We start from the raw sequence: 24,077 nt of genomic DNA, 5'->3' as shown, positions 1-24,077 counted from the left end.
CGCAGGACAATTCTTCATCCTGCGCCTTTTTATTAAAATAATGCTTTCAACTGTTCTTTTATTTCAGCATGGTGATCGTCGTATTTCGCTTCTGTTCGTTGCAGTAATTCATCGAAAAATGCAGGTAACTTATCTTGACTAAGCTCAACACCCTCCGCTGTGATACCACCCTTTGTCGCCACGCGTTTAATCAGTGAATCGAATGTATAGCCCTGCTCTGCCAATAATCTAGAAGTCCCCGCTAAGGAGTTACTTATCATTTGGAAAACTTCTGGTTCCGTCAGACTCGACTTGCGAACGGCAGCTTGTACAAACTGCTCAAAAATAGCGGCGATAAACCCTGGAGAGGAACTCGTCAAATCACTGGCCAGATCAATATTTTCTTCCGCAACTTCTTGCACTGTACTAAAAGTTCCTAATGCATGATTCAGCCACGCTTGATTTGTAGCAGATACAGCCATATCATGATTCACTAAACTAGTTCCAATCCCTACTGATGTTGTCAGAGAAGGAATCACTTTACTATATTGCGCATTCGTCGTCACTTGTTTTAAATCCTCTACAGAAACCCCAGCTGCAATCGAAATCACATGTTTGTCACTAGAAAGAGCCTCTTTATTCTCCAGCAAAACAGGCAATACACCAAGTGGCAGCACACAAACAAATGTATGCTCTGCTTGTTCGAAAACTTCCAGACTCGTCTTGGAAATCGTAATCTCAGGGAATAACTCATGAATTTCTTGTAATTTCGCATTTTCGGAACGTGTATAAATAATCAAATCTTTAGGCGCAATATCTGCGTGTGCTAAAAACTGGCGCGTCAACAAATCCGCCATACTACCGTAACCAATAAATCCAACTTTCACGCTAATCATCTCGTCTCTATTTTAGAATTATGCTTTCTATTCCAAGCATATACCTATTATGCAAATCTTTGGCGACACTTGCAAGCCTTTTACACTACGAAAAGAAATACTATTCAGAATATATTTGGAATACTTACTTTGAGCTTCGATATTTATTTATTTGATATTCCATGGTATATTAAAAAGAGTTAGAGTATCCGTTTTCAAGGAATGTCGTTAGATTCAGCAAAAGGGGAACTTAAATCATACATATTTTCTAATCGTTCGTACTTGGGATGCTAATAACTACAATTTTATCTCTCGGGAGGGGTTTTAAGGTGAAAAAACGTACATTTGCTTTAGCACTATCCATGATTATGGCAACAGGCGTTGTGCTTGGTGCATGTGGATCATCAGATGACAGCAAGAAGAGTAGTGGCGACAAGGATAATTTTACTGTAGCAATGGTAACAGATACTGGTGGGGTAGATGACCGTTCATTTAACCAATCAGCGTGGGAAGGTTTACAAAAGTTTGGGAAAGCTAATGGCCTTGAAAAAGGAACAAATGGCTATAACTACTTGCAATCTGCATCAGAAGCCGATTTCAAAACAAACCTAAACACAGCCGTTCGTAATGATTTCAGTCTTATCTATGGTATTGGCTACAAACTAAAAGACGCTATTGAAGATGTCTCTAAACAACAACCAAAAGACAAATTTGCGCTTGTTGATGACACGATTACAGATCGCGATAATGTTGTAAGTATCGGATTCGCAGATCAAGACGGTTCATTCCTTGTTGGTGTTGTTGCTGGTTTAACGACTAAGACAAACAAAGTTGGATTTGTCGGTGGTGTAAAAGGCGCGGTTATCGATCGCTTTGAAGCTGGATTCACAGAAGGCGTAAAGGCTGTAAACCCGAAAGCAGAAGTAAAAGTACAATACGCAAATGATTTTGCAAAAGCAGATAAAGGACAACAAATCGCAGCTGGTATGTATAACGGTGGCGTAGATATTATTTTCCACGCAGCTGGTGCAACTGGTAACGGTGTGTTCGCTGAAGCTAAAAACTTGAAGAAAAAAGATCCAGCACGTGCCGTATGGGTAATCGGTGTTGACCGTGACCAATGGGACGAAGGTGCTGTCACAGCAAACGACGGCAAAGAATATAATGTAACACTAACATCTGAAATCAAACGTGTTGATATCGCGGTTGATGATTTAGCAACTCGTACAAAAGCAGGGGACTTCCCAGGTGGCGATAAGATCGAATACGGTCTTGATAAAAATGCTGTAGGTCTTTCTGAAAGCCAAGATAACCTATCAAAAGAAGTTCTAGCTAAAGTCGACGAATATAAACAAAAAATCATTGATGGCGATATTAAAGTTCCACAAAAACCTTGATAATTGCCTATTAAGTTAAAAAGCCGGTGTTACGCCGGCTTTTTATTAATAATGTTAAATGATTTTTATTTTTCGTTCGTATTGTAAGCGTTTAAACCTATAAAACGTTGGATTATATTCTCTAATCTTAGGTCAAAAAGCATATTTTTATAAAATATCGTCTATTTTTATGCTTTTTTACGAAAAAGGAATTGCAATGTGGCGCATTTAGAAATAGAATAAGGTGATGACTTTTTTGGAAGACTACATACTTCGCTTTATTCACGAATTAAGAGAGAACTTTTTTACATACATGCAGATCTTGTAAAACGGTTTACATCAAAAAAGAAATCAATCCATTCACGTGAAAAAAGTGGATATCAGCTATTATAAAGGGAGTGAGACAGTGGATTATGTTATTGAAATGTTAGGGATCAGAAAGGAGTTTTCTGGGTTTGTAGCAAACGATAACATTACCTTACAGCTAAAGCGTGGCGAAATTCACGCGCTGCTAGGTGAGAATGGTGCTGGGAAATCAACACTGATGAATGTTTTGTTTGGACTTTATGAACCAGATGGTGGCGAAATTCGTGTCAACGGAAGCGTGGAGGCGATCCATAGCCCCAACAAAGCCAATGACCTCGGAATCGGCATGGTGCATCAACATTTTATGCTTGTCGATAAATTTACTGTAGCCGAAAATATTATTTTAGGGAAAGAACCAAGCAAGTTTGGCGTGATCGAAAAGAAGAAGGCCATTGAAGAAATCCGTGCCATCTCAGATCGCTACGGCTTGAAAGTAGATCCAAATGCTAAAATAAGTGATATCTCGATTGGTATGCAACAACGTGTCGAAATTTTAAAGACATTATATCGTGGCGCAGATATTCTTATTTTTGATGAACCGACTGCTGTTCTGACACCGCAAGAGATTAAAGAACTTATCTCGATTATGCGCACACTTATTAAAGAGGGGAAATCGATCATTCTCATCACACATAAATTAAAAGAGATTATGGACGTTTGCGATCGTGTCACCGTTATTCGTCGTGGTAAAGGAATGGGAACAGTCAATGTTCCTGAAACAAGTCCGCAAGCATTGGCAAATCTCATGGTTGGTCGTGAAGTTGTCTTTACAACCGAAAAAACGCCTGCTAATCCTGGTCAAGATGTGCTTGAAGTAAAAGACCTTGTCGTAAAAGAAAGTCGTGGCGTCGAAAGCGTTCGCGGCCTAAATCTTACCGTGCGTGCTGGTGAAATCGTTGGTATTGCTGGGGTCGATGGGAATGGTCAAAGTGAACTTATCCAAGCTATTTCCGGATTAACAAAAACAACAAATGGCTCAATTTTACTAAAAGGCGAGCATATCGAAAATAAGAAACCGCGTCGTATCACGGAATCAGGCCTTGGTCATATTCCGGAAGATCGTCATAAACATGGTCTTGTTCTAGAAATGTCTCTTGGCGAAAACATTGCCTTACAAACCTATTATCAAAAACCAATCTCTAACAAAGGTTTCTTGAATCATAAAGAAATGTATGACTTTGCTCGCAAGCTTATTGAGGAATACGACGTTCGTACAAGTAGCGAATACGTGGCGGCTAAAGCACTTTCCGGTGGGAATCAACAAAAAGCGATTATTGCCCGTGAAATTAGCCGAAATCCTGATTTTCTCATTGCGGCACAACCAACACGTGGACTTGATGTAGGGGCCATCGAATTTATTCATAGACGCCTTATCGAGCAACGGGACGAAGGAAAGGCGATTTTGTTGATGTCCTTTGAACTCGACGAAATCATGAATGTGAGTGATCGTATTGCTGTCATTTATGAAGGAAAAATCGTGGCTATCGTGAAACCGGAAGAAACGACCGAGCAAGAACTCGGCCTTCTAATGGCTGGATCTGCAAAAGCGGAAACGGGGGAGAAAACACATGTCTAAGAAAATACAAGCCCTCGTCATCCCGATTACAGCTGTTATCCTTGGCTTACTTTTCGGAGCCCTCATCATGTTACTTTTCGGGTATAATCCAGTGGATGCCTACATTGCCCTATTCCAAGGTGCATTCGGCGATTCCTTCTACCTTGGAGAAACAATCCGCCAAGCAACGCCTTATATCTTAGTCGGTCTCTCCATCGCAATCGCCTTCAAAGCCGGACTTTTCAATATCGGGGCAGAAGGTCAACTCCTAATGGGGTGGATTGGTGCCGTTGCGGTCGGCTTAACATTCGACGGCTTAGATAAATGGATTCACTTACCACTTGCTCTTTTAGCAGGTATCATCTGTGGTGCTTTCTGGGCTTTCATTCCCGGTATTCTAAAAGCCACGCTAAAAGTGAATGAAGTTATCGTAACGATCATGTTAAACTATACAGCGCTATATATTTTCAACTATATCGTGCAAAACGTCCTCACGAAACAAATGGACAAAACAAAAGAAGTTCCAGCATCGGCTTCTCTTCAATCACCTTTCCTACAAGAAATGACGCAATACTCGTCACTTCACTGGGGAATCTTGATTGCGGTCGGCTGCGCACTTATCATGTGGCTTGTCATCAATAAAACGACATTTGGTTATGAGCTGAAATCAGTCGGATTCAACCAAAATGCCTCTAAATATGCAGGGATGAGCGTCGCGAAAACAATTGTCATCTCGATGATTATCGCAGGTGGACTTGCCGGACTTGCAGGCGCAATGGAAGGCCTTGGAAACTACGGTACAGCTTACGTATTACCGACATCTCCTGGTACTGGATTTGATGGTATTGCCGTTGCTTTACTTGGCGGTAACTCACCAATCGGTATTATTTTCTCTGCCATTCTATTCGGAGCGCTAAAAGTAGGATCGCTAAACATGCCTGCTGTCGCTGGAGTTCCAAATGAGCTAGTAAACGTGGTTATCGCGCTTATTATCTTCTTCGTTGCATCCAGTTATATTATCCGCTGGGCAATGGATAAATTTGCGAAGGGGGCGAAAACAAAATGATTTCGACTTTAGCGATTATTGTCTCTAGTACATTATTAATGGCTGGACCACTCATTTTCACAGCGCTCGGTGGCGTTTTCTCTGAACGAGGCGGGGTTGTCAATATCGGTCTCGAAGGTATGATGATTATGGGGGCCTTCTCATCAATCGTCTTTAACTTGACGTTTGCCGATGTCTTCGGTGACTGGACGCCTTGGGTTGCGCTTTTAGCCGGTATGTTTGTCGGTGGCGTTTTCTCACTTGTACATGCCGTTGCAACGATTAATTTCCGCGCTGACCATGTTATCAGTGGTGTCGCGATTAACTTTTTAGCACTCGGTATTTCCCTATTTCTTGTCAAAGTTATCTATGACAAAGGGCAAACCGATCAAATTAAACACTATTTCGGAAAACCAGATATCCCGGTTTTAAAAGATATTCCAGTGATTGGCGATATTTTCTTCAAAAACGTCCCAGTCATGAGTTATGTAGCGATTCTTGTAGCGATTATATCGTGGTTCGTCATCTATAAAACGCGATTTGGCTTGCGTCTTCGCTCAGTTGGGGAACATCCACTAGCAGCAGACACAATGGGAATCAAAGTTCGTTGGATGAGATACCAAGGTGTCATCATTTCTGGTATTCTAGGTGGACTAGGTGGCGCAGTTTACGCCCAATCCTTTACGCTTGATTTCGGTCATGCGACGATTTCTGGGCAAGGTTATATGGCCTTAGCCGCGATGATTTTTGGTAAATGGAATCCGCTTGGTGCTATGGGAGCTGCGATTTTCTTCGGATTTGCGCAGTGTCTGAGCATTATCAGTGGACAACTACCATTCTTCAGTGGAATTCCAGATGTCTACTTGCAAGTTGCGCCATACGTATTAACGATTTTTGCTCTAGTTGGTCTTATCGGTAAATCCGAAGCACCTAAAGCAGATGGCGTCAACTATATCAAAGGAAAATGACCACAAACACCCGATTTCGTCAGTATTCGCGAAATTGGGTGTTTTTTAGTCTATAGCATTTGTTTAGCGAGAGATTATAAGGTACAATAAACAGTGCTTAGCCAAATAAGGAGGGATTTTTTTATGACAACTCAAAAACAGGAATATAAAGAACAAGTTGGCGCCATTCAGTTAACGCTTATTCCTTCTGACAAATATAAATCCAATAAAATTGTATTTAAATTCAGAGCACCACTCGACCGTGCTACAACAACAAAACGCGCATTAATCGCGGCATTAATTGAAACAAATACGAAGAAATATCCGACACAAACTGCTTTCCGTAAAGAATTAGCGAGCTTATATGGGGCTAATTTTTATGCATCTGTGGACAAAAAAGGGAATGAGCATATTATTACGGCTGTTCTCGATATGGTTGATGGCCAATTTGTGCCTAATGGCGACACGTTGCTCCAACAAGCCTTCACGCTGATTCAGGAAATCATTTTCAACCCTAATGTGACAAATGGTAGCTTTCATGATGCAACCGTTGCCCGTGAAAAAGAGAATTTGGCACAACGCTTGGAAAGTGTCTATGATGACAAAATTCGTTATGCCAACAAACGTTTAACCGAGATCATGTTCGCTGATGAGAACTATAAATATGGTGCGGCTGGCGTGTTGGAAGACATCCCAAACATCACGAGTGCTGATTTATATGACTATTACCAACAATTTTTAGCCGAAGATACGATTGATTTATTCATTTGTGGTGATGTACAGAAAGAGGACGTTATTCCGCTTATTAAAGAGCTTCCATTTGCGAACCGGGAATACCGTGATTTGGATGTCATAGCGCCTATTCATCCTCAAAACGTCAACACAGTCAAAGAAAATCAACCAATCAATCAGGGAAAACTAGTCCTTGGATATCGCACAAATATTTTGTTCGGTGAAGAAGCCTATGTGCCATTACAGCTCGCCAACGGTTTACTTGGTGGCTTTGCTAACTCGAAAATTTTTATTAATGTTCGTGAAAAAGCAAGTTTGGCGTATTACGCGAGTAGTCGAATTGACTCGTTCCACGGTTTCATGCTGATTTCTGCGGGTATTGATGAGAAAAATTATGATCAAGCGCTGACAATCATCAAAGAACAAGTGGGCGCGATGCAAGCCGGCGATTTCACAGAAGAAGAGTTATCTCAGACCAAAGCGATGCTATCGAATCAGTTGCTAGAGGCTAATGACCAAGCGCAAGGCCTGATTGAACTTGCCTATAATAACACATTGAAAAAAGCAAATCTTGACCTGACAAACTGGTTAAAACGCATTTCCGAGGTTACAAAAGAAGAAGTAGTTGCTGCCGCAGAATCGTTTGAACTCGACACGATCTATTTCCTAAGCAAAGGAGCCGATTCAAATGAATAAAAAAAGCTACGATCAATTAAAAGAAGCTGTTTATTATGAAACGTTAGATAATGGTTTACAAGTATATGTTCTGCCAAAACACGGTTTTAGCAAGACTTTCGCGATTTTCACCACGAATTATGGCTCGATTGACAATGAATTCGTGCCACTAGGTCAAGAAGCATTCACGCGCGTTCCAGATGGTATTGCGCATTTCTTAGAGCATAAACTTTTCGAAAAAGAAGATGGCGATGTGTTTTTCAAATTCGGTGAAAAAGGCGCTTTCACCAATGCTTTCACATCATTCACACGCACGGCATACCTCTTTTCAAGTACATCTAACGTCGAAGAAAACCTAGAAACACTCATCGATTTCGTGCAAGAACCTTATTTTACAGAAGAGACTGTTGAAAAGGAAAAAGGCATTATTGGGCAAGAAATCCAAATGTACGATGACGATGCGGATTTCCGTGTTTATTTCGGCGCAATTGAAAACATGTACCATCATCATCCTGTAAAAATTGACATCGCAGGTACCGTCGAATCGATCGCAGAAATCGACAAAGACTTGCTATATCTTTGCTACAACACGTTTTACCACCCAAGCAACATGATTCTATTTATCGTTGGCAACGTGGATCCGGAACAAGCGATTGAACAAGTCCGCAATAACCAAGCGAAAAAATCATTTGCACCGGCAAAACCTGTGAAGCGCCATTTCCCAGATGAACCGAAATCTGTAGCTGTTGCAAAAAAAACATTGAAATTCCCCGTTCAAATCGCGAAAAATCTCGTAGCGATTAAAGAGGATATCGGTTTGTTGCGTGGAAAAGAGGCTGTGCAACATGAAATGACCGCAGATATCTTGCTGGAATTAATGTTTGGCACGACATCAGACGCCTATTTAGAATTATACGACCAAGGTATTATTGACGACACGTTCGGATTTGATTATAGTTTACAAGACAGCTTCTCCTTTGTTCTAGTTGGTGGCGACGCAAAAGACCCAGATTTACAGGAACAAAAAATTAAGGAAACGTTCGAAAAAGCCTTAAAAACTGGATTTAAAGAAACCGATTTGGAACTTCTAAAACGCAAAAAAATGGGGCAATTCCTGCGCTCGTTGAATTCACCGGAATTTATCGCAAACCAGTTTTCGCAATATATTTTTGAAGAAGCATCTTTATTTGACATCTTACCTGCCATTGAAGCTGTTACGGTAGCGGATGTAGAAGCTTTCTTGAAACGAATTTATATAGAGGATCGTATAACAACATTCCAAATTGTTCCTGAGTGAAAGCCTGTGGCGGACCCCTGACAAACTGCTTCACATGACTTCCACCATGCTGAGAATCTTTAAGATTTCTTTAACTTGATAAAAAAAATGGTATTTTGAGACGAGTCATGCTATGATGAAAGAAATGGATAGAAGGGAATCATCGGCTTTGAGAGAAGATACGAAATACGCGCTAGTTACTGGAGCGAGTGGAGACATAGGGAGAGAAATCGCGATTGCGCTTGCAAAACAAGGATTTCACCTATATTTACATTATTATCGTAACGAGAAGGCGATTGCACTACTGCGAGAAGAGTTAGTTCTTTTTGAGGTGGATGTTATCCCGATTCAAGCTGATTTTACTAATTCTGAGGCCATATCACGGTTGCAAGAATCAATTTTTCAATTAGATGTATTTGTTCACGCTGCTGGAAATAGCTATTATGGCTTATTCCAAGACATGCCTGACCAGGAGATAAAGAATTTATGGGATATCCATGTTCATTTTCCGATGCAATTATTGCAGAAATGGATTCCGAAGTTGCAACGAAGTGACGCTGGACGAATTATTTTTATTAGTTCTATCTGGGGAGAAGTTGGGGCTGCGATGGAAGTGGCTTATTCGGCTGTAAAAGGAGCGCAGATTGCTTTTTGTAAAGCGCTGGCTCAAGAAGTAGCCGCATCAGGCACAACTGTTAATGTAGTATCTCCAGGAATGGTAGATACAAAAATGAATCACCTTTTTGACGAGGAAGAGAAGACAGCTCTATTAACGGATATCCCGATGCACCGATTTGCAAAACCGAGTGAGGTTGGGGAAGTGGTCGTCTTTTTAGCAAGCGAGCGCGCAAGTTATATAACTGGACAAACGATGCGTCTAGATGGTGGATGGTTTATGAGGTAAGAAAAAGATTTTATGTAATGGTAGGTGTTTAAAATTGACCGAACTAGGTGAGAAACTCAAAAATGCAAGGCGAACAAAAGGTCTCAGTCTTGATGATCTACAACAAATAACAAAGATTCAAAAGCGCTATCTTGTCGCAATTGAAGAAGGCAATTATGCTGTAATGCCAGGTAAATTTTATGCACGCGCGTTTATTAAGCAGTACGCAGAGGCTGTTGATTTAAATAGCGAAGAACTTTTTCAAGAATTTGAGAATGAAGTTCCAGCTACGAGTCAAGAAGCCGTTGTAAACGAGCAGATCACACGCGCACAGCAACGTCGCGCTCCACTGGCTGCAAGTCAACCGGGCAATGACAATCCGCATACAACACATTCCGTATTCGGACTCGTTCCAAAAATTCTGATTGCCCTATTCATCGTCGTTATCGGCTTCGTAATTTGGTATTTCGCCTTCTACAACGCTGGCGGATCAGGTAATGAAGTAAATAACACGAGCACTGGGGATTCAACGATCAAAGTGGACGACGGAACGAAGAGTGATTCCGACACCAAGAAAGACACAACAACCAAAAAAGAAGATACTAAAAAAGATACAACACCTGAGAAAAAAGAAGAACCAAAGAAAACAGAAATTAAAGCTGAAACGTCTGGAAATGCAACGACATACACCGTTTCTAACGCAGACAAGCTTTCTGTAACATTCACCTTATCTGGTGGCGAAAGTTGGATTCAAGTAACCGACGACGCTGATTCAAGCATCTTTGGCGGTATTATCGCTGACGGTGAAACGAAAACATTCGATTTGGCAAGCAGTAAATCTGCCAAGATAACCGTCGGAAATGCCACACCAGTAACAATGAAAATCAATGATCAAGCGGCGGAATTAGCTAAAGATTCCATTACGCAAAAATTAACGATTAATCTGGCTGCAAGTACAGATACTGGAACAACTTCCGATTCGTCTGATACTAGTTCAGACAGTAGTGCGGAATAACAGATTTTTTATGACAGCGTGGCGATAAATGCTTACTCCTCTTGCATCAAGCATGAAAATAAGCGTTTATTGCCACGCTGCATTATTACATATTTTTAATTTAAGAGGGGATGAAAAAAAGATGAACTTACCTAATAAAATAACGGTAGCCCGCATCATTCTGATACCAATTTTTGTCGTATTATGCGTGGCTCCGCTAGGACTTGGAACAGTGACATGGCTTGATTCTACTATTCCTATTTCTAACATTATCGCTGCAATTATTTTCATTGTAGCCGCGTTAACAGACTGGTTTGACGGCCATTTAGCGAGGAAGTATAACCTAATTACAAACTTCGGTAAATTTGCCGATCCGTTAGCCGACAAATTGCTTGTCGCTGCGGCCTTTATCATTTTAGTAGAACAACATCTTGCACCATCTTGGGTTATCATTATCATCATCAGCCGCGAGTTTGCGGTAACAGGCTTGCGTTTACTCCTTGTAGAAGGCGGCGAAGTAATGGCAGCTGGGCAACTGGGTAAAATCAAGACATTTACACAAATGATTGCAATCCCACTATTGCTGCTTCACAACTGGCCGTTCGAATGGACCGGTATTCGCATTGACCTTGTATTCCTATATGTTTGTGCCTTCTTCACTGTCTGGTCAGGCTGGGATTATTTCTACAAAAACCGGAATATCTTCAAAGGTTCTATGTAATTAAAAAAAACGATCTATCAACTAGGATAGGTCGTTTTTCTTGTCTTTCAAATAAGAAGTTGTAATATATAAGAAGTAGAAAGGACGTGTTTTTATGCGTAGTGCAGAAATTATTGCAGTTGGAACCGAACTATTGTTAGGACAAATCGTGAATTCTAATGCCGCCTTCATATCAAAAGAGCTTGCTGAATGTGGCGTTTATGTATACCATCATACCGTTGTTGGAGATAACCCTGAACGCTTGAAAAAAGTCATTGAAATTGCCGAGAAACGCAGCGATATCCTGATCTTTTCAGGTGGATTAGGACCGACAGAAGACGATATTACCAAACAAGTTCTAGCAGGATATCTGGCAAAAGGAATCATGTATGATACCGAGCATCTGACAAGAATAGAGAATTTTTTTGCGGCTAGAAAAGACAAGATGTCCGAAAATAATAAACGCCAAGCAGAAATCATCGCAGGTTCGCAGGTTTTGTCCAATGATTTCGGCTTTGCGGCTGGCATGTTCCTAGAAGAAAAGGCGCATACCTATATTTTACTTCCTGGTCCACCATCAGAAATGCAACCAATGTTTACGAAATACGCCAAACCACTGCTACTAAAAAATAGCGAGCGCGAAATTATATTAGAATCCAAAATAATACGTTTTTTCGGCATTGGCGAGTCGAAATTAGCGGACGATTTAAAAGATATGATTGCATCACAAACCAACCCGACCATTGCGACCTATGCCGGGGAAAATGAAGTTGTCATCCGACTTACTGCTTCCGCAACAACAAGAGAAGAAGCGTTGCGGTTGATTGCGGAGACAGAAGAAGAAATTATTAAGCGCGACGGGGCTTACATATACGGCTCAGGGGACGTCACACTCGTCGATTTAGTCATCCAACAACTCATGGAAGCCAACATGACTATTTCCGCCGCAGAGAGCCTCACAGCAGGCTTATTTCAAGCAGAACTCGGGGGCACGACGGGAATATCTAAAATTTTCAAAGGTGGCATGGTCACATATAGTTCAGAGATAAAGCACGAATTGTTACACGTCTCCAATGAAACGATTGAACAAGAAGGCGTTGTCAGCCAAGCTTGTGCGATAGAAATGGCAGATAACATTCGCAAACTCTGCAAAACAGATATGGGAATAAGTTTTACTGGTGTTGCTGGTCCTGAATCGCTAGAAGGAAATCCTGTTGGGACTGTATGGATTGGCCTCAGCGTTGTTGGTAATCCTACGTTAGCTTACCGTTATATCTTCAATCGCGACCGTAATTATAATCGCCGCCGAGCTGTAAAAGAAGGTTTTGCGCTGATTAAAGCTTTTTTGGACGAGAAATTCGATAAAAAAGAGAAATAAGGGTGCAAAATCAACGCAAACAGCCTTAAAAAAAGGTTAGACGAATACTTACAAAACGGCTATAATAAAGGCACGGTTAGGAAGGGAATGTTACCGCGGACAGAGAAAAATATCGTGCGCAGAAAAAATACGAACAAATATTCGCTTTTTGCTTGTATATCTTCAAAAAATAAGGTATAGTATCTATAGGCAGTAAAAACAACCACTAAATTGTATATGGTAAGCAATGTTTTTACATGAAATTAGATATATATAAAGACTAGGAGGCAATAATGTGAGTGATCGTCAAGCGGCCTTAGATCAGGCGTTAAAACAAATCGAGAAACAATTTGGTAAAGGTTCCATTATGAAGTTAGGGGAACAATCAGATCATAATATTTCTACGATATCAAGTGGCTCTTTAGCTCTCGATATCGCACTTGGAGTCGGTGGTTATCCACGAGGAAGAATCATCGAAGTATACGGACCAGAGAGCTCAGGTAAAACAACCGTTGCTTTACACGCTATTGCAGAAGTACAAGCACAAGGTGGAACAGCAGCATTTATCGATGCGGAGCACGCATTAGATCCAGCCTATGCGAAGAATCTTGGCGTTAACATTGATGAGCTATTGCTGTCACAGCCAGACACTGGGGAACAGGCATTGGAAATCGCCGAAGCCTTAGTTCGTAGTGGTGCTGTCGATATTTTGGTTATTGACTCCGTAGCAGCACTTGTACCACGTGCCGAAATCGAAGGCGAAATGGGAGACTCTCACGTTGGTTTACAAGCCCGTCTTATGTCCCAAGCTTTGCGTAAATTATCTGGTGCAATTAATAAATCCAAGACAATCGCAATTTTCATCAACCAAATTCGTGAAAAAGTAGGCGTTATGTTCGGTAATCCTGAGATAACTCCAGGTGGACGTGCCCTTAAGTTTTACTCTACTGTTCGTTTAGAAGTAAGACGTGCAGAACAACTAAAACAAGGGACAGACGTTATTGGGAACAAAACAAAAATTAAAGTCGTAAAAAACAAAGTTGCGCCACCATTCCGTGTTGCTGAAGTAGACGTTATGTATGGTTTCGGTATTTCACGTGAAGGTGAACTTGTTGATATGGCGTCTGAAATTGACGTTATCAATAAGAGTGGTTCATGGTATTCTTACAACGAAGAGCGTATCGGCCAAGGTCGTGAGAATGCGAAACAATATCTGAAAGAACATCCAGAAATTCGCGATGAAATCTCAAAACGCGTACGTCAAGAATACGAAATCGATGTGAAACCTAACTTATCAGAAGAAGCGTTGCCAGAGGAAATCAATTTACTTGATGAAGATTAATCAAAAGCAGGAATCTCGTATAGAGCCATTTTTTATAAAGGCTCTATACAGGGGTTTCTGCTTTTCTTTTTTTTTGCGTTTTTAGAGCTGGATTCTAAGTTATGACCCAGCCTCTTATCTTCGTTTTTAATACCCTCCACTTGCTATAAATTCCTTTTTTTATGAGGATTTTTTTGATTCCGTTTACATCTTTGCGCTTTCCTTGACAATACATGGATTGACAGATAGAATTAGATTGTATATTTTACATTTAAAAATGAAAAAATACACGCGTGTCAGGAACATTTCTGACAACCGACATAACCATTAAAAAGAATTGAATAGCAAAGGAGGTGTAAGGATGGAACTCGTAATCACAATCATCTCCAGCTTGCTTTTCTTGATCGTCGGTCTGGTTGTTGGTTCTCTAATTTATAAATCAAGCTCTGAGCGGAAACTTGCCGCTGCTAGAGGAACGGCTGAATTAATCACGGAAGACGCTAAAAAAGAAGCAGAAACCTTGAAGAAAGAAGCATTACTTGAAGGAAAAGAAGAGAATCATAAGTTACGTACTGAAATCGAAAATGAACTTCGTGGGCGAAGAGGGGAATTACAAAAATCAGAAAATCGCTTATTGCAAAGGGAGGAAAACCTCGACAGAAAAGATACTTCTTTAAGTAAAAGGGAAGCAACTCTTGAAAGAAAAGAGGAGAGTATCAGTAAACGTCAACAACAAATTGAAGAAAAAGAAAGCAAAGTTGAAGAGATGAGCAGGAAACAACAAGTAGAGTTAGAAAGAATATCTGCCCTTACCAAGGATGAGGCTAAGAACGTTATCTTGAGCCAAGTAGAAGAGGAACTAACACACGATACAGCAGTGATGGTGAAAGAATCTGAAACTCGTGCGAAGGAAGAAGCAGATAAGAAAGCAAAAAATATTCTTTCTTTAGCTATACAACGCTCAGCAGCGGATCATGTTGCTGAAACGACAGTAAGTGTTGTAACTCTACCGAATGATGAGATGAAAGGTCGAATTATTGGTCGTGAAGGCCGTAATATTCGTACACTGGAAACGCTCACTGGTATTGATTTAATTATCGATGATACACCAGAAGCAGTTATCCTTTCCGGATTTGATCCTGTTCGCCGTGAAATCGCGCGAATCGCTTTGGAGAAACTCGTACAAGATGGACGAATTCACCCAGCACGGATTGAAGAAATGGTCGACAAAGCTCGTAAAGAGGTTGATGAACATATCCGCGAAGTTGGAGAACAAGCGACATTCGAAGTTGGTATTCATTCAATACACCCAGATTTAATCAAGATTCTTGGTCGTTTACGCTACCGTACAAGTTACGGGCAAAACGTCTTGAATCACTCGTTAGAAGTAGCGAAATTAGCTGGAATTCTGGCTAGTGAGCTTGGTGAAGATGTAACGATGGCTAAACGTGCCGGACTCCTTCATGATATCGGTAAAGCAATTGACCATGAAATTGAAGGTAGTCACGTCGAAATCGGTGTCGAACTTGCTACGAAATACAAGGAAAATGATATTGTTATTAATAGTATCGCTTCTCACCATGGTGACACAGAGGCAACATCTGTTATCGCTGTTCTAGTGGCAGCAGCAGACGCCTTATCAGCTGCAAGACCTGGTGCTCGTAGTGAAACATTAGAGAATTACATTCGCCGCTTAGAGAAATTAGAAGAGATTTCCGAGTCTTACGAAGGTGTAGAGAAATCTTATGCCATTCAAGCTGGACGCGAAGTTCGGATTATCGTAGAACCTGATTCTATCGATGATTTAGCTTCTTATCGCCTAGCACGAGACATTAGAAAACGAATTGAAGAAGAACTCGAATACCCTGGTCATATAAAAGTGACTGTTATCCGTGAAACGCGTGCTGTAGAGTACGCGAAGTAATCACATAAAACACGTAGTTTCCTCATTGGAGCTACGTGTTTTATTGTTTACAGGTAAGCAATTTCCTTGCGCGATGCAAAAAAACAAGGCTATAATATGCAGTAATCTACGATGGGGGTTTGATATCATGCAAAACTGGGAAATCAGAAATTTTAAAAAAGAGAATTATTCGGATGTTGCTCGTATTTACCAGATGGGAATTGAGGGGCGCAATGCAACGTTTCAAAAAGAGGTGCCGACATTGGAAGCCTGGGATCAGAAGTATCTGGATGTTTGTCGCTTCGTTGTGATGGAAGACGGGGTAGCCATTGGATGGGCGGCATTATTGCCATTTTCCGCTATGCCTTCTTATCGTGGCGTTGCGGAACTGAGTATTTATATTGATCCTGTGGCGGCTGGAAAAGGAATCGGAACGGCGTTGATGGCTCATATTGTGACTGAAAGCGAGAAAGCAGGATTTTGGACGCTACAATCCTTGGTTTTCCCTGAAAATACGGCGAGCATTGCGTTACATAAAAAATTCGGATTTAAAACGCTTTGTGTGCATGAAAAACTGGGCGAAATGGATGGCGTTTTTCGGGATGTTGCTTTGTTGGAACGTAGAAGTGAGATCACAGGAAAATAGGACGGGCATTTTGACGCGTTTCGAGTTATAATAGGTTACATATAGAGAGTGAGGAATTAGCATATGGAATTATTATTTATTGGGGATGTTGTAGGCTCTATCGGTCGTGATATGATTACCGAGTATCTACCGCAATTAAAGAAGGCGTATCGTCCGACGGTTACGGTGATTAACGGAGAGAATGCCGCAGCTGGACGTGGAATTACGGAGAAAATTTACAAACAGTTTTTAGAGCAAGGGGCTAATGCGGTGACGCTTGGTAACCATGCTTGGGATAATCGGGATATTTTTGAGTTTATCGATGACGCGAAATATTTGGTGCGCCCGGCCAATTTTCCAGAGGAGACGACGCCTGGAACTGGACTGGTTTTTATAAAAAGTAACCAGCTGGAGGTTGCGGTGATTAATATGCAAGGCCGTGTCTTTATGTCGGATTTGGATGATCCGTTCCGCAAGATGGACGAACTGATTGAGGAAGCATCGAAGCGTACGAATATTATTTTTGTGGATTTTCATGCGGAGACGACAAGTGAGAAACAGGCGATGGGCTGGTATGTGGATGGTCGCGTGACAGCGATTGTTGGGACACATACACACGTACAGACGTCAGATAATCGGATTTTGCCACAAGGAACGGCGTATCTGACAGATGTTGGTATGACCGGGCCTTATGACGGTATTTTAGGGATGGATAAAGAGGCCAGCTTGCGTCGATTCTTAACTGCGATGCCTTCTCGTTTTGAAGTTCCTAAGACTGGGCGCGCTGTTTTATCGGGATGTATGATTAGCATTAATGATACGACTGGGCGCGCTACTAAAATTGAGCGGATTTTGATTAACGAGGATCATCCGTTCACGCTTTGATTAAAGGAGGTGTCACACGTTGACCTACCAAAAAGAAGAAATAATCGCCAAAGCGCAGGAATTAAAAACAGCGCTCCAAGCAACCGAGGCTGTTGCATTTTACCGTGCGGCGGAAGCGAAGATTAATACGAATCAAAAAGTGGCTGCCAAGGTTGGAGACATCAAGAAACTACAAAAGGAAGCGGTCAATTTAGAACATTATCAAAAATTCGGAGCGGTGAAGCAAACCGAGGACGGCATCGATGCATTAACAGCTGAAATCGACCATTTGCCAATTGTGCAGGAATTCAGGCGTTCCCAAGAGGAAGCGAATGATTTGTTGCAAGCCATCACACACGAAATTAGTTATAAGGTGACTTCTCATTTACAGGAATAAAGATGAAACGATGCAGCGCTTGATTACTGCATCGTTTCTTTACTCGTCTTTTCTTCATGATATAGCTTGATTGTGTTATAATAGAGGAACAAAATAACTTTTAAACAAAGAGAAAAAGGGTTGGTTGGAATGGCTGTAGAAGTGACGCCGATGATGAAACAATACTTAGCGATTAAGGAAAATTATAAAGATGCATTTCTGTTTTTCCGATTAGGGGATTTCTATGAGATGTTTTTTGAAGATGCGATACAAGCGTCACAAATTTTGGAAATAACGTTGACGGCTCGTGCTGGTAATTCGGATAATCCGATTCCAATGTGCGGGGTTCCCTATCATGCGGCCGCGGGTTACATAGATACGTTGATTGATAAAGGTTACAAGGTGGCGATTTGCGAACAGGTGGAAGACGCGAAATTTGCCAAAGGTATGGTGAAACGTGAAGTCGTTCAGCTGATTTCTCCAGGAACGATGATGGAATCGAAGGGCTTGAAGGAGAAGGAGAACAATTTTATTGCAGCTGTTTTTCAACATGAGGAGAAGGAATATGGCTTTGCTTATTGTGATCTTTCAACGGGTGAGCTGAAATCGACGGTGCTCGCGATGGGAGAAGATCGCCTAATTAATGAGTTAACAACGTTGTCTGCGAAGGAAATGGTCGTGGGGATTGAGTTTAGTGAGGCGTTTCCAGAAGCGGTTCGTGAGCAGCTTGGACTCTTTATTTCGTATGAGAACAACAATGATTTGCCGAGCGGATACGATAGTTTGGTGACGAACACGATTCATCCGATTGAGAAAAAAGCGATTGCGAAATTGCTGAATTATTTTATTGATACGCAAAAACGCGATTTGTCGCATTTGCAGAAGACGGTTCACTACGAAACGAGCCAATATATGAAAATGGACTATTATTCGAAGCGTAATTTGGAGCTGTCCGAGTCAATTCGTGGTAAGGGCAAGCAAGGGACGTTATTGTGGCTGCTGGATCAAACGAAGACTGCGATGGGTGGCCGTTTGTTGAAGCAGTGGATCGATCGTCCGCTTATTCACCTGGATGCGATTGAGGCGCGCCAACAGGATGTGAACAGTTTTATCAACCATTATTTTGAACGGATGGAATTGATGGACTTGTTGAAACAGGTCTATGATTTGGAGCGTTTGGCTGGGCGTGTAGCTTATGGAAATGTGAATGCGCGTGATTTGATTCAGTTGAAGAATTCGCTGTATCAGGTGCCGCTTGTGAAGGAAACGCTTAAAGCGATGAATCAGCCGAATTTGACGCGAATTATTGATGAGATTGATCCGTGTGATACGCTTGCTGATGTGTTGGAACGCTCGATTAATGAGTCGCCTCCAATTTCGATTCGTGAGGGCGGACTTATCAAGGATGGCTATAACGTGGAGTTGGATACATATCGGGATGCTAGTCGGAATGGGAAGACATGGATTGCAGAATTGGAACGCCAAGAGCGCGAATTGACTGGGATTAAGTCGCTAAAAGTGGGCTTTAATCGAGTATTTGGTTATTATATTGAGGTGACGAAGGCGAACATTGCGTCGTTACCGGAAAATCGATATGAGCGAAAGCAAACGTTGACGAATGCGGAGCGCTATATCACGCCTGATTTGAAGGAAAAAGAACGCCTGATTTTGGATGCGGAAGAAAAAAGTATTGAGTTAGAGTATTCGCTGTTTATTGCGGTTCGCGAAACGGTGAAGGAATATATTGAACGTCTGCAAAAATTGGCGAAGGTGATCAGTGAAATTGACTGCCTGCAGAGTTTTGCTAATATTAGTGAGAACAATCATTTTGTGAAGCCGATCATGAATAAGACGGGGCATTTGGAAATCATTCAAGGACGCCATCCTGTGGTGGAAAAAGTGATGGGGACGCAGAGCTATGTAGCGAACGACTGTGTGATGAACGAGTCGCGTGGTATGTTATTGATAACTGGACCGAATATGTCTGGTAAAAGTACGTATATGCGTCAGATTGCGCTTACGGCGATTATGGCGCAGGTCGGTTGTTATATCCCTGCGGAACAAGCGACGTTGCCAGTTTTCGATCAAATTTTCACACGGATTGGTGCTGCGGATGACTTGATTGCTGGGCAGAGTACGTTTATGGTGGAGATGTTGGAGGCGCGTAATGCGATTGTGAATGCAACGGCGGATAGTCTGATTCTGTTTGATGAGATTGGGCGTGGGACGGCGACGTATGATGGAATGGCTCTGGCGCAAGCGATTATCGAGTATATCCACGAGGAAGTGCATGCTAAGACCTTGTTTTCCACGCATTATCACGAGTTGACCGTTTTGGATGAGACGTTACCTCATATGCATAATGTGCATGTTAGCGCCGTAGAAGAGGATGGGAAAGTCGTGTTTCTTCACAAAATTGAGGATGGTCCAGCAGATAAGAGTTACGGGATTCATGTTGCCGAGCTTGCCAACCTTCCACAAAAATTGATTGGTCGGGCGCGTCATATTTTAGAGCAGTTGGAAAGTTCGGAGGAGAAGATTATCGTGCCTGCCGAAACTGCTGTGAGTGCGCCTGAAACATATGAGGAAGTGCAGTTATCGATGTTCCCGATTGAAGAAAAAACGGTGCGGACGAAGCAAGAACAGTCTTTAATAAAAGTCATTAAAAATATTGATTTGATGCATATGACGCCGATGGACGCGATGTCGACGCTCTATGATTTACAGAAAAAGGCAAAACAATAAGAAAGCAAGGTGAAGTTTAGATGGCTCACATTATCGAATTAACCGATGCCTTATCGAATAAAATAGCGGCTGGTGAAGTAGTCGAACGCCCTGCTTCTGTCGTGAAGGAACTCGTTGAAAACGCGATTGACGCTAAAAGCACCGTTATTGATGTGCTTGTGGAAGAAGGCGGTCTGAATAAGATTACAATTATCGATAATGGTGTCGGGATTCGCGCGGAAGAGATCTCCGTTGCCTTTAAGCGCCATGCTACGAGTAAGATTAAGAATGAACATGATTTGTTTCGCGTGCATACGCTAGGCTTTCGCGGGGAAGCTTTGCCGAGTATTGCCTCGGTCTCATTTTTAGAGATGACGACTGCGACGGGTGATGGTGCGGGGACGAAGATTGTTGTAGAAGGCGGGAAAGAGGTTGAGAAACATAGTGCCCAAGCTAGAAAAGGGACAGAGATTCAGGTTTCTAATCTATTTTTCAATACGCCGGCACGTTTGAAGTATTTGAAGAGTTTGCATACGGAGCTTGGAAATATTACGGATATCATGAACCGGTTGGCCTTGTCGCATCCGGAGATTAGCTTTCGTTTCTCGCATAACGGGAAAAGTTTACTGAAAACGAATGGAAATGGGGACTTACAACAGGTAATGGCTTCGATTTATGGACTTGCTGTGGCGAAAAAAATGATTCCGATTCAAGCCGAGTCACTGGATTTTAAACTGAAAGGATATGCAGCTTTGCCTGAGGTGAATCGCTCCAATCGTAACTACATTTCGACGATTGTGAATGGGCGTTTTATTAAAAACTATGCGCTTGTTCGGGCAATTCAGGATGGGTATCATACGCTACTTCCGATTGGACGCTTTCCGATTTTAGTTTTGCAAATTGAAATGGATCCGTTGATTGTGGATGTGAACGTTCATCCTGCCAAGTTGGAGGTTCGTTTGAGTAAGGAGGCTGAATTGGGTCAGTTTATCGCGAGTACGTTGAAAGCCGCGTTTCATAAGGAGCAGTTGATTCCTGACGCCACGCCTTCGAAACGGCAAAAATTAGCCTCGGAGCAATTGGCGATAAACTTTGATAAAGAAGCTGAACTGGAAGAGGATGTCGTGGAAGTGCCGAAACAGAGTACAACTCCGACCTATTCAACAGCACCTAAAGCACAAACGGAATTGCCAACGAGTGACGCGTTACCGGATGAACCACCACTCTTTATTAACGAGGCATTTGCGGAATATGATGTGACACCCCGGGCGGAAGAAGCTAAACCAGCCGAAGTCAAAGAACGGATGCCAAAAATGTACCCTGTTGGTCAAGTTCATGCGACCTACATTGTGGCGCAAAACGAGACGGGGATGTACTTAATTGATCAGCACGCAGCGCAAGAACGGATTAAGTATGAGTTTTATCGGGAAAAGATTGGCGAAGTGGATCGGGAATTGCAGCAGTTACTCGTTCCGATTGTTCTTGATTTTTCGACGGATGAGTTTATTAAATTACGGGATCAAAAAGCGAAATTAGAAGAGGTCGGTGTTTTTCTCGAGAATTTTGGGCAAAATAGCTTTATTATTCGGGAACATCCGACGTGGTTGCCTAAGGGTGAGGAAGAGAGTACGTTGCGTGATATTTTAGACGAGGCACTCTCGAAGCCACAGGTTAATATTCACAAATTGCGTGAGGATGCGGCGATTATGATGAGTTGCAAGAAATCGATTAAAGCGAATCATTATTTAACGCAGGCGGATATGGAAAAGTTGCTGGATACATTACGTGAGGCAAACGATCCGTTCACCTGCCCACATGGCCGACCTGTTATCATTTCTTATTCGACGTATGAACTCGAAAAAATGTTTAAGCGTATTATGTAAAATTTTAAAGGAGAGAATCACATGTCGTTTAATGGTCAAACAGTCATACCTGCCGCGCATAATCATCGAGATGTTGAGAAAATTCTCAGCTTGGATGCGGAATATATGGTGATGTTAGAAACGCAGGTTGGGCAACTGAAATCGCTCGTAAATTTGGCTGCTTCTGGTGGTAAAAAGGTAATCTTACACGCCGATTTAATTCACGGTTTAAAAAATGATGAGTATGCGGTGGACTTCCTGTGTCAAGATGTTCGCCCAGCTGGCATTATTTCGACAAGAGGAAACGTTATTTTAAAGGCGAAACAACATAAAGTGCTCGCGATTCAGCGTTTGTTTATGTTAGACTCAAGCGCGTTTACGAAAAGCACGGCGCTGGTTCAGAAAACAAAACCTGATTATATTGAATTGTTGCCTGGCATCTTGCCTACGATGGTGGAACAAATGACGGAGCAGTTTAACATTCCAGTCATCGCGGGTGGCTTGATTACAACGCAGGCACAGGTCGACGAAATTTTAGCAGCAAAAGCAACGGCTATCACGACATCTCAAAAATCACTTTGGAAATGAGGGATTAGGAAGATGGGAAAGATTGTTGTTATTGGAAGTATTAATATGGATATTGCGACGGAACTGACTGAGATGCCGGAACTTGGTGAAACGGTGAAGGGGCAGGATGCAGTGATTTCACCGGGAGGAAAGGGCGCTAATCAAGCGGTGGCTGCTGCAAAACTCGGCGGCGATGTTATGATGGTCGGTATGATTGGAAACGATGCGTTTGGAGCGGATGCTTTGGCAAATCTGAACTCCTATTGTATCGATGTGACGCATGTGCGCAGTGTCGATTTGACTACTGGTTTGGCGATGATTTTGCGGGAGCATGGAGATAATCGGATTATCGTTGCGCCTGGTGCGAATAATGCTTGGTCGGATGACTTGCCGCTCGAGGAGATTATTTCAGAGGCTTCGATTGTATTGTTGCAAAATGAGATTCCTTTTTGGGTGATTGAACAAGCAGTAGATATTGCGATGGAATATGGGATACCAACTGTGTTCGACCCTGCGCCTGTGGATCGTTTTCCGGTTGCTTTTTTGCAGAAAATAACATACTTGACGCCGAATGAGACGGAATTTAAGCAGCTACCAGATAATATTTTGCATGGGAATACGAAGGCCTTACTTGTAACTCGAGGAAAAGATGGTGTTCGGATCTGCGAGGCTGATGGAAATGCGGATATCGTTGCAATAGATGTCGCAGTCCAAGATTCTACCGGAGCAGGGGACACGTTTAACGGTGCTTTCGCGGTTGCTATTACTAAGGGGAAGTCATTGCATGAAGCTGTTCATTTTGCTAATCAAGCGGCTGCACAAAGTACCACAAAAATCGGAGCTCAAGCTGGGATGCCTTTTTTAAAAGATATAGAAGCTAATCTCGAAAAATAGAGGTTAGTTTTTTTAATAGTATATAGCGATTACGCGACAACAATAGCTGATTTGATACAGAACCTCAAAAAACGAATCTGTATTATAACAGAAAAACGAATTTGGAATAGTACAGGAATGTTACAATGTTGCAACTAAATTATTTTTGTACTTATTTAATAATCATAACAATCTAGAGAAG

General features: G+C 41.9%; 20 protein-coding genes. 19 read left to right on the top strand and 1 reads right to left on the bottom strand.

Annotated elements, in window-relative coordinates; genetic code table 11:
- Window positions 1–32: 32 nt before the first annotated feature.
- Window positions 33–875, bottom strand: coding sequence for a pyrroline-5-carboxylate reductase ProG (proG, locus tag HCJ66_RS00665; protein ID WP_187131411.1), 843 nt, complete (start codon window positions 873–875; stop codon window positions 33–35).
- 308 nt (window positions 876–1,183) lie between these two features.
- Here proG and HCJ66_RS00660 point away from each other — a divergent pair, with 308 nt between their 5' ends.
- The 19 genes from HCJ66_RS00660 to HCJ66_RS00570 all read left to right on the top strand — a co-directional run bounded on the left by HCJ66_RS00660 (window position 1,184) and on the right by HCJ66_RS00570 (window position 23,896).
- Complete coding sequence (locus HCJ66_RS00660; protein ID WP_187131410.1) at window positions 1,184–2,251, top strand: BMP family ABC transporter substrate-binding protein; 1,068 nt, start codon at window positions 1,184–1,186, stop codon at window positions 2,249–2,251.
- Between the two features lie 385 nt (window positions 2,252–2,636).
- A complete protein-coding gene (locus HCJ66_RS00655; protein ID WP_187131409.1) occupies window positions 2,637–4,172 on the top strand; it encodes an ATP-binding cassette domain-containing protein in 1,536 nt (511 codons plus the stop codon).
- Window positions 4,165–5,217, top strand: coding sequence for an ABC transporter permease (locus HCJ66_RS00650; RefSeq protein ID WP_181675558.1), 1,053 nt, complete (start codon window positions 4,165–4,167; stop codon window positions 5,215–5,217). Before HCJ66_RS00655 ends, HCJ66_RS00650 begins: the two co-directional genes overlap by 8 nt.
- A complete protein-coding gene (locus HCJ66_RS00645) occupies window positions 5,214–6,164 on the top strand; it encodes an ABC transporter permease (RefSeq protein WP_187131408.1) in 951 nt (316 codons plus the stop codon). Before HCJ66_RS00650 ends, HCJ66_RS00645 begins: the two co-directional genes overlap by 4 nt.
- A 123-nt stretch (window positions 6,165–6,287) precedes the next feature.
- A complete protein-coding gene (gene yfmF, locus HCJ66_RS00640; RefSeq protein WP_187131407.1) occupies window positions 6,288–7,571 on the top strand; it encodes an EF-P 5-aminopentanol modification-associated protein YfmF in 1,284 nt (427 codons plus the stop codon).
- A complete protein-coding gene (gene yfmH, locus HCJ66_RS00635) occupies window positions 7,564–8,847 on the top strand; it encodes an EF-P 5-aminopentanol modification-associated protein YfmH (RefSeq protein ID WP_187131406.1) in 1,284 nt (427 codons plus the stop codon). Before yfmF ends, yfmH begins: the two co-directional genes overlap by 8 nt.
- 148 nt (window positions 8,848–8,995) lie before the next feature.
- Entirely contained in the window at window positions 8,996–9,730 is a 735-nt protein-coding gene (gene ymfI, locus HCJ66_RS00630; RefSeq protein WP_187131553.1) for an elongation factor P 5-aminopentanone reductase, read from the top strand.
- Between the two features lie 34 nt (window positions 9,731–9,764).
- Window positions 9,765–10,724, top strand: coding sequence for a helix-turn-helix domain-containing protein (locus HCJ66_RS00625; RefSeq protein ID WP_187131405.1), 960 nt, complete (start codon window positions 9,765–9,767; stop codon window positions 10,722–10,724).
- A gap of 121 nt (window positions 10,725–10,845) precedes the next feature.
- Entirely contained in the window at window positions 10,846–11,424 is a 579-nt protein-coding gene (gene pgsA / locus HCJ66_RS00620; protein WP_187131404.1) for a CDP-diacylglycerol--glycerol-3-phosphate 3-phosphatidyltransferase, read from the top strand.
- Window positions 11,425–11,518: 94 nt separating this feature from the next.
- Window positions 11,519–12,781, top strand: coding sequence for a competence/damage-inducible protein A (locus tag HCJ66_RS00615; RefSeq protein ID WP_187131403.1), 1,263 nt, complete (start codon window positions 11,519–11,521; stop codon window positions 12,779–12,781).
- Between the two features lie 274 nt (window positions 12,782–13,055).
- Window positions 13,056–14,102 (top strand): recombinase RecA, encoded by a 1,047-nt coding sequence (gene recA / locus HCJ66_RS00610; protein ID WP_181675550.1) that lies wholly within the window; start codon window positions 13,056–13,058, stop codon window positions 14,100–14,102.
- A gap of 340 nt (window positions 14,103–14,442) precedes the next feature.
- Window positions 14,443–16,005: a ribonuclease Y gene (rny, locus tag HCJ66_RS00605; protein ID WP_036080805.1), complete on the top strand. Its 1,563-nt coding sequence runs from the start codon at window positions 14,443–14,445 to the stop codon at window positions 16,003–16,005.
- 127 nt (window positions 16,006–16,132) lie between these two features.
- On the top strand, window positions 16,133–16,630 hold the full coding sequence (locus HCJ66_RS00600; protein WP_187131402.1) for a GNAT family N-acetyltransferase: 498 nt from the start codon (window positions 16,133–16,135) through the stop codon (window positions 16,628–16,630).
- A 63-nt stretch (window positions 16,631–16,693) separates the two neighbouring features.
- Window positions 16,694–17,494, top strand: a complete 801-nt coding sequence (locus HCJ66_RS00595; RefSeq protein WP_187131401.1) for a TIGR00282 family metallophosphoesterase — start codon at window positions 16,694–16,696, stop codon at window positions 17,492–17,494.
- A 19-nt stretch (window positions 17,495–17,513) separates the two neighbouring features.
- Window positions 17,514–17,870 carry a YlbF/YmcA family competence regulator gene (locus HCJ66_RS00590; protein WP_187131400.1) on the top strand — a complete coding sequence of 119 codons (357 nt, stop codon included), beginning with the start codon at window positions 17,514–17,516 and terminating at the stop codon, window positions 17,868–17,870.
- Window positions 17,871–17,999: 129 nt separating this feature from the next.
- Window positions 18,000–20,594: a DNA mismatch repair protein MutS gene (gene mutS / locus HCJ66_RS00585; RefSeq protein WP_187131399.1), complete on the top strand. Its 2,595-nt coding sequence runs from the start codon at window positions 18,000–18,002 to the stop codon at window positions 20,592–20,594.
- 20 nt (window positions 20,595–20,614) lie between these two features.
- On the top strand, window positions 20,615–22,456 hold the full coding sequence (mutL, locus tag HCJ66_RS00580) for a DNA mismatch repair endonuclease MutL (protein ID WP_187131398.1): 1,842 nt from the start codon (window positions 20,615–20,617) through the stop codon (window positions 22,454–22,456).
- A gap of 21 nt (window positions 22,457–22,477) precedes the next feature.
- Window positions 22,478–23,023: a glycerol-3-phosphate responsive antiterminator gene (locus tag HCJ66_RS00575; protein WP_187131397.1), complete on the top strand. Its 546-nt coding sequence runs from the start codon at window positions 22,478–22,480 to the stop codon at window positions 23,021–23,023.
- Between the two features lie 12 nt (window positions 23,024–23,035).
- On the top strand, window positions 23,036–23,896 hold the full coding sequence (locus tag HCJ66_RS00570; protein WP_187131396.1) for a ribokinase: 861 nt from the start codon (window positions 23,036–23,038) through the stop codon (window positions 23,894–23,896).
- The last annotated feature ends 181 nt before the right edge of the window (window positions 23,897–24,077 follow it).

This window comes from Paenilisteria portnoyi, assembly GCF_014322795.1.
Taxonomy (GTDB): Bacteria; Bacillota; Bacilli; order Lactobacillales; family Listeriaceae; genus Listeria_A; species Listeria_A portnoyi.
This window is presented reverse-complemented; position numbering and strand designations above follow the sequence as displayed.

Coding starts and splice junctions, on each gene's coding strand:
- proG (WP_187131411.1), bottom strand. CDS start 875: ATGATTAGCGTGAAAGTTGGATTTATTGGTTACGGTAGTATGGCGGAT.
- HCJ66_RS00650 (WP_181675558.1), top strand. CDS start 4,165: ATGTCTAAGAAAATACAAGCCCTCGTCATCCCGATTACAGCTGTTATC.
- HCJ66_RS00645 (WP_187131408.1), top strand. CDS start 5,214: ATGATTTCGACTTTAGCGATTATTGTCTCTAGTACATTATTAATGGCT.
- yfmF (WP_187131407.1), top strand. CDS start 6,288: ATGACAACTCAAAAACAGGAATATAAAGAACAAGTTGGCGCCATTCAG.
- yfmH (WP_187131406.1), top strand. CDS start 7,564: ATGAATAAAAAAAGCTACGATCAATTAAAAGAAGCTGTTTATTATGAA.
- pgsA (WP_187131404.1), top strand. CDS start 10,846: ATGAACTTACCTAATAAAATAACGGTAGCCCGCATCATTCTGATACCA.
- HCJ66_RS00615 (WP_187131403.1), top strand. CDS start 11,519: ATGCGTAGTGCAGAAATTATTGCAGTTGGAACCGAACTATTGTTAGGA.
- rny (WP_036080805.1), top strand. CDS start 14,443: ATGGAACTCGTAATCACAATCATCTCCAGCTTGCTTTTCTTGATCGTC.
- HCJ66_RS00600 (WP_187131402.1), top strand. CDS start 16,133: ATGCAAAACTGGGAAATCAGAAATTTTAAAAAAGAGAATTATTCGGAT.
- HCJ66_RS00595 (WP_187131401.1), top strand. CDS start 16,694: ATGGAATTATTATTTATTGGGGATGTTGTAGGCTCTATCGGTCGTGAT.
- mutS (WP_187131399.1), top strand. CDS start 18,000: ATGGCTGTAGAAGTGACGCCGATGATGAAACAATACTTAGCGATTAAG.
- mutL (WP_187131398.1), top strand. CDS start 20,615: ATGGCTCACATTATCGAATTAACCGATGCCTTATCGAATAAAATAGCG.
- HCJ66_RS00575 (WP_187131397.1), top strand. CDS start 22,478: ATGTCGTTTAATGGTCAAACAGTCATACCTGCCGCGCATAATCATCGA.
- HCJ66_RS00570 (WP_187131396.1), top strand. CDS start 23,036: ATGGGAAAGATTGTTGTTATTGGAAGTATTAATATGGATATTGCGACG.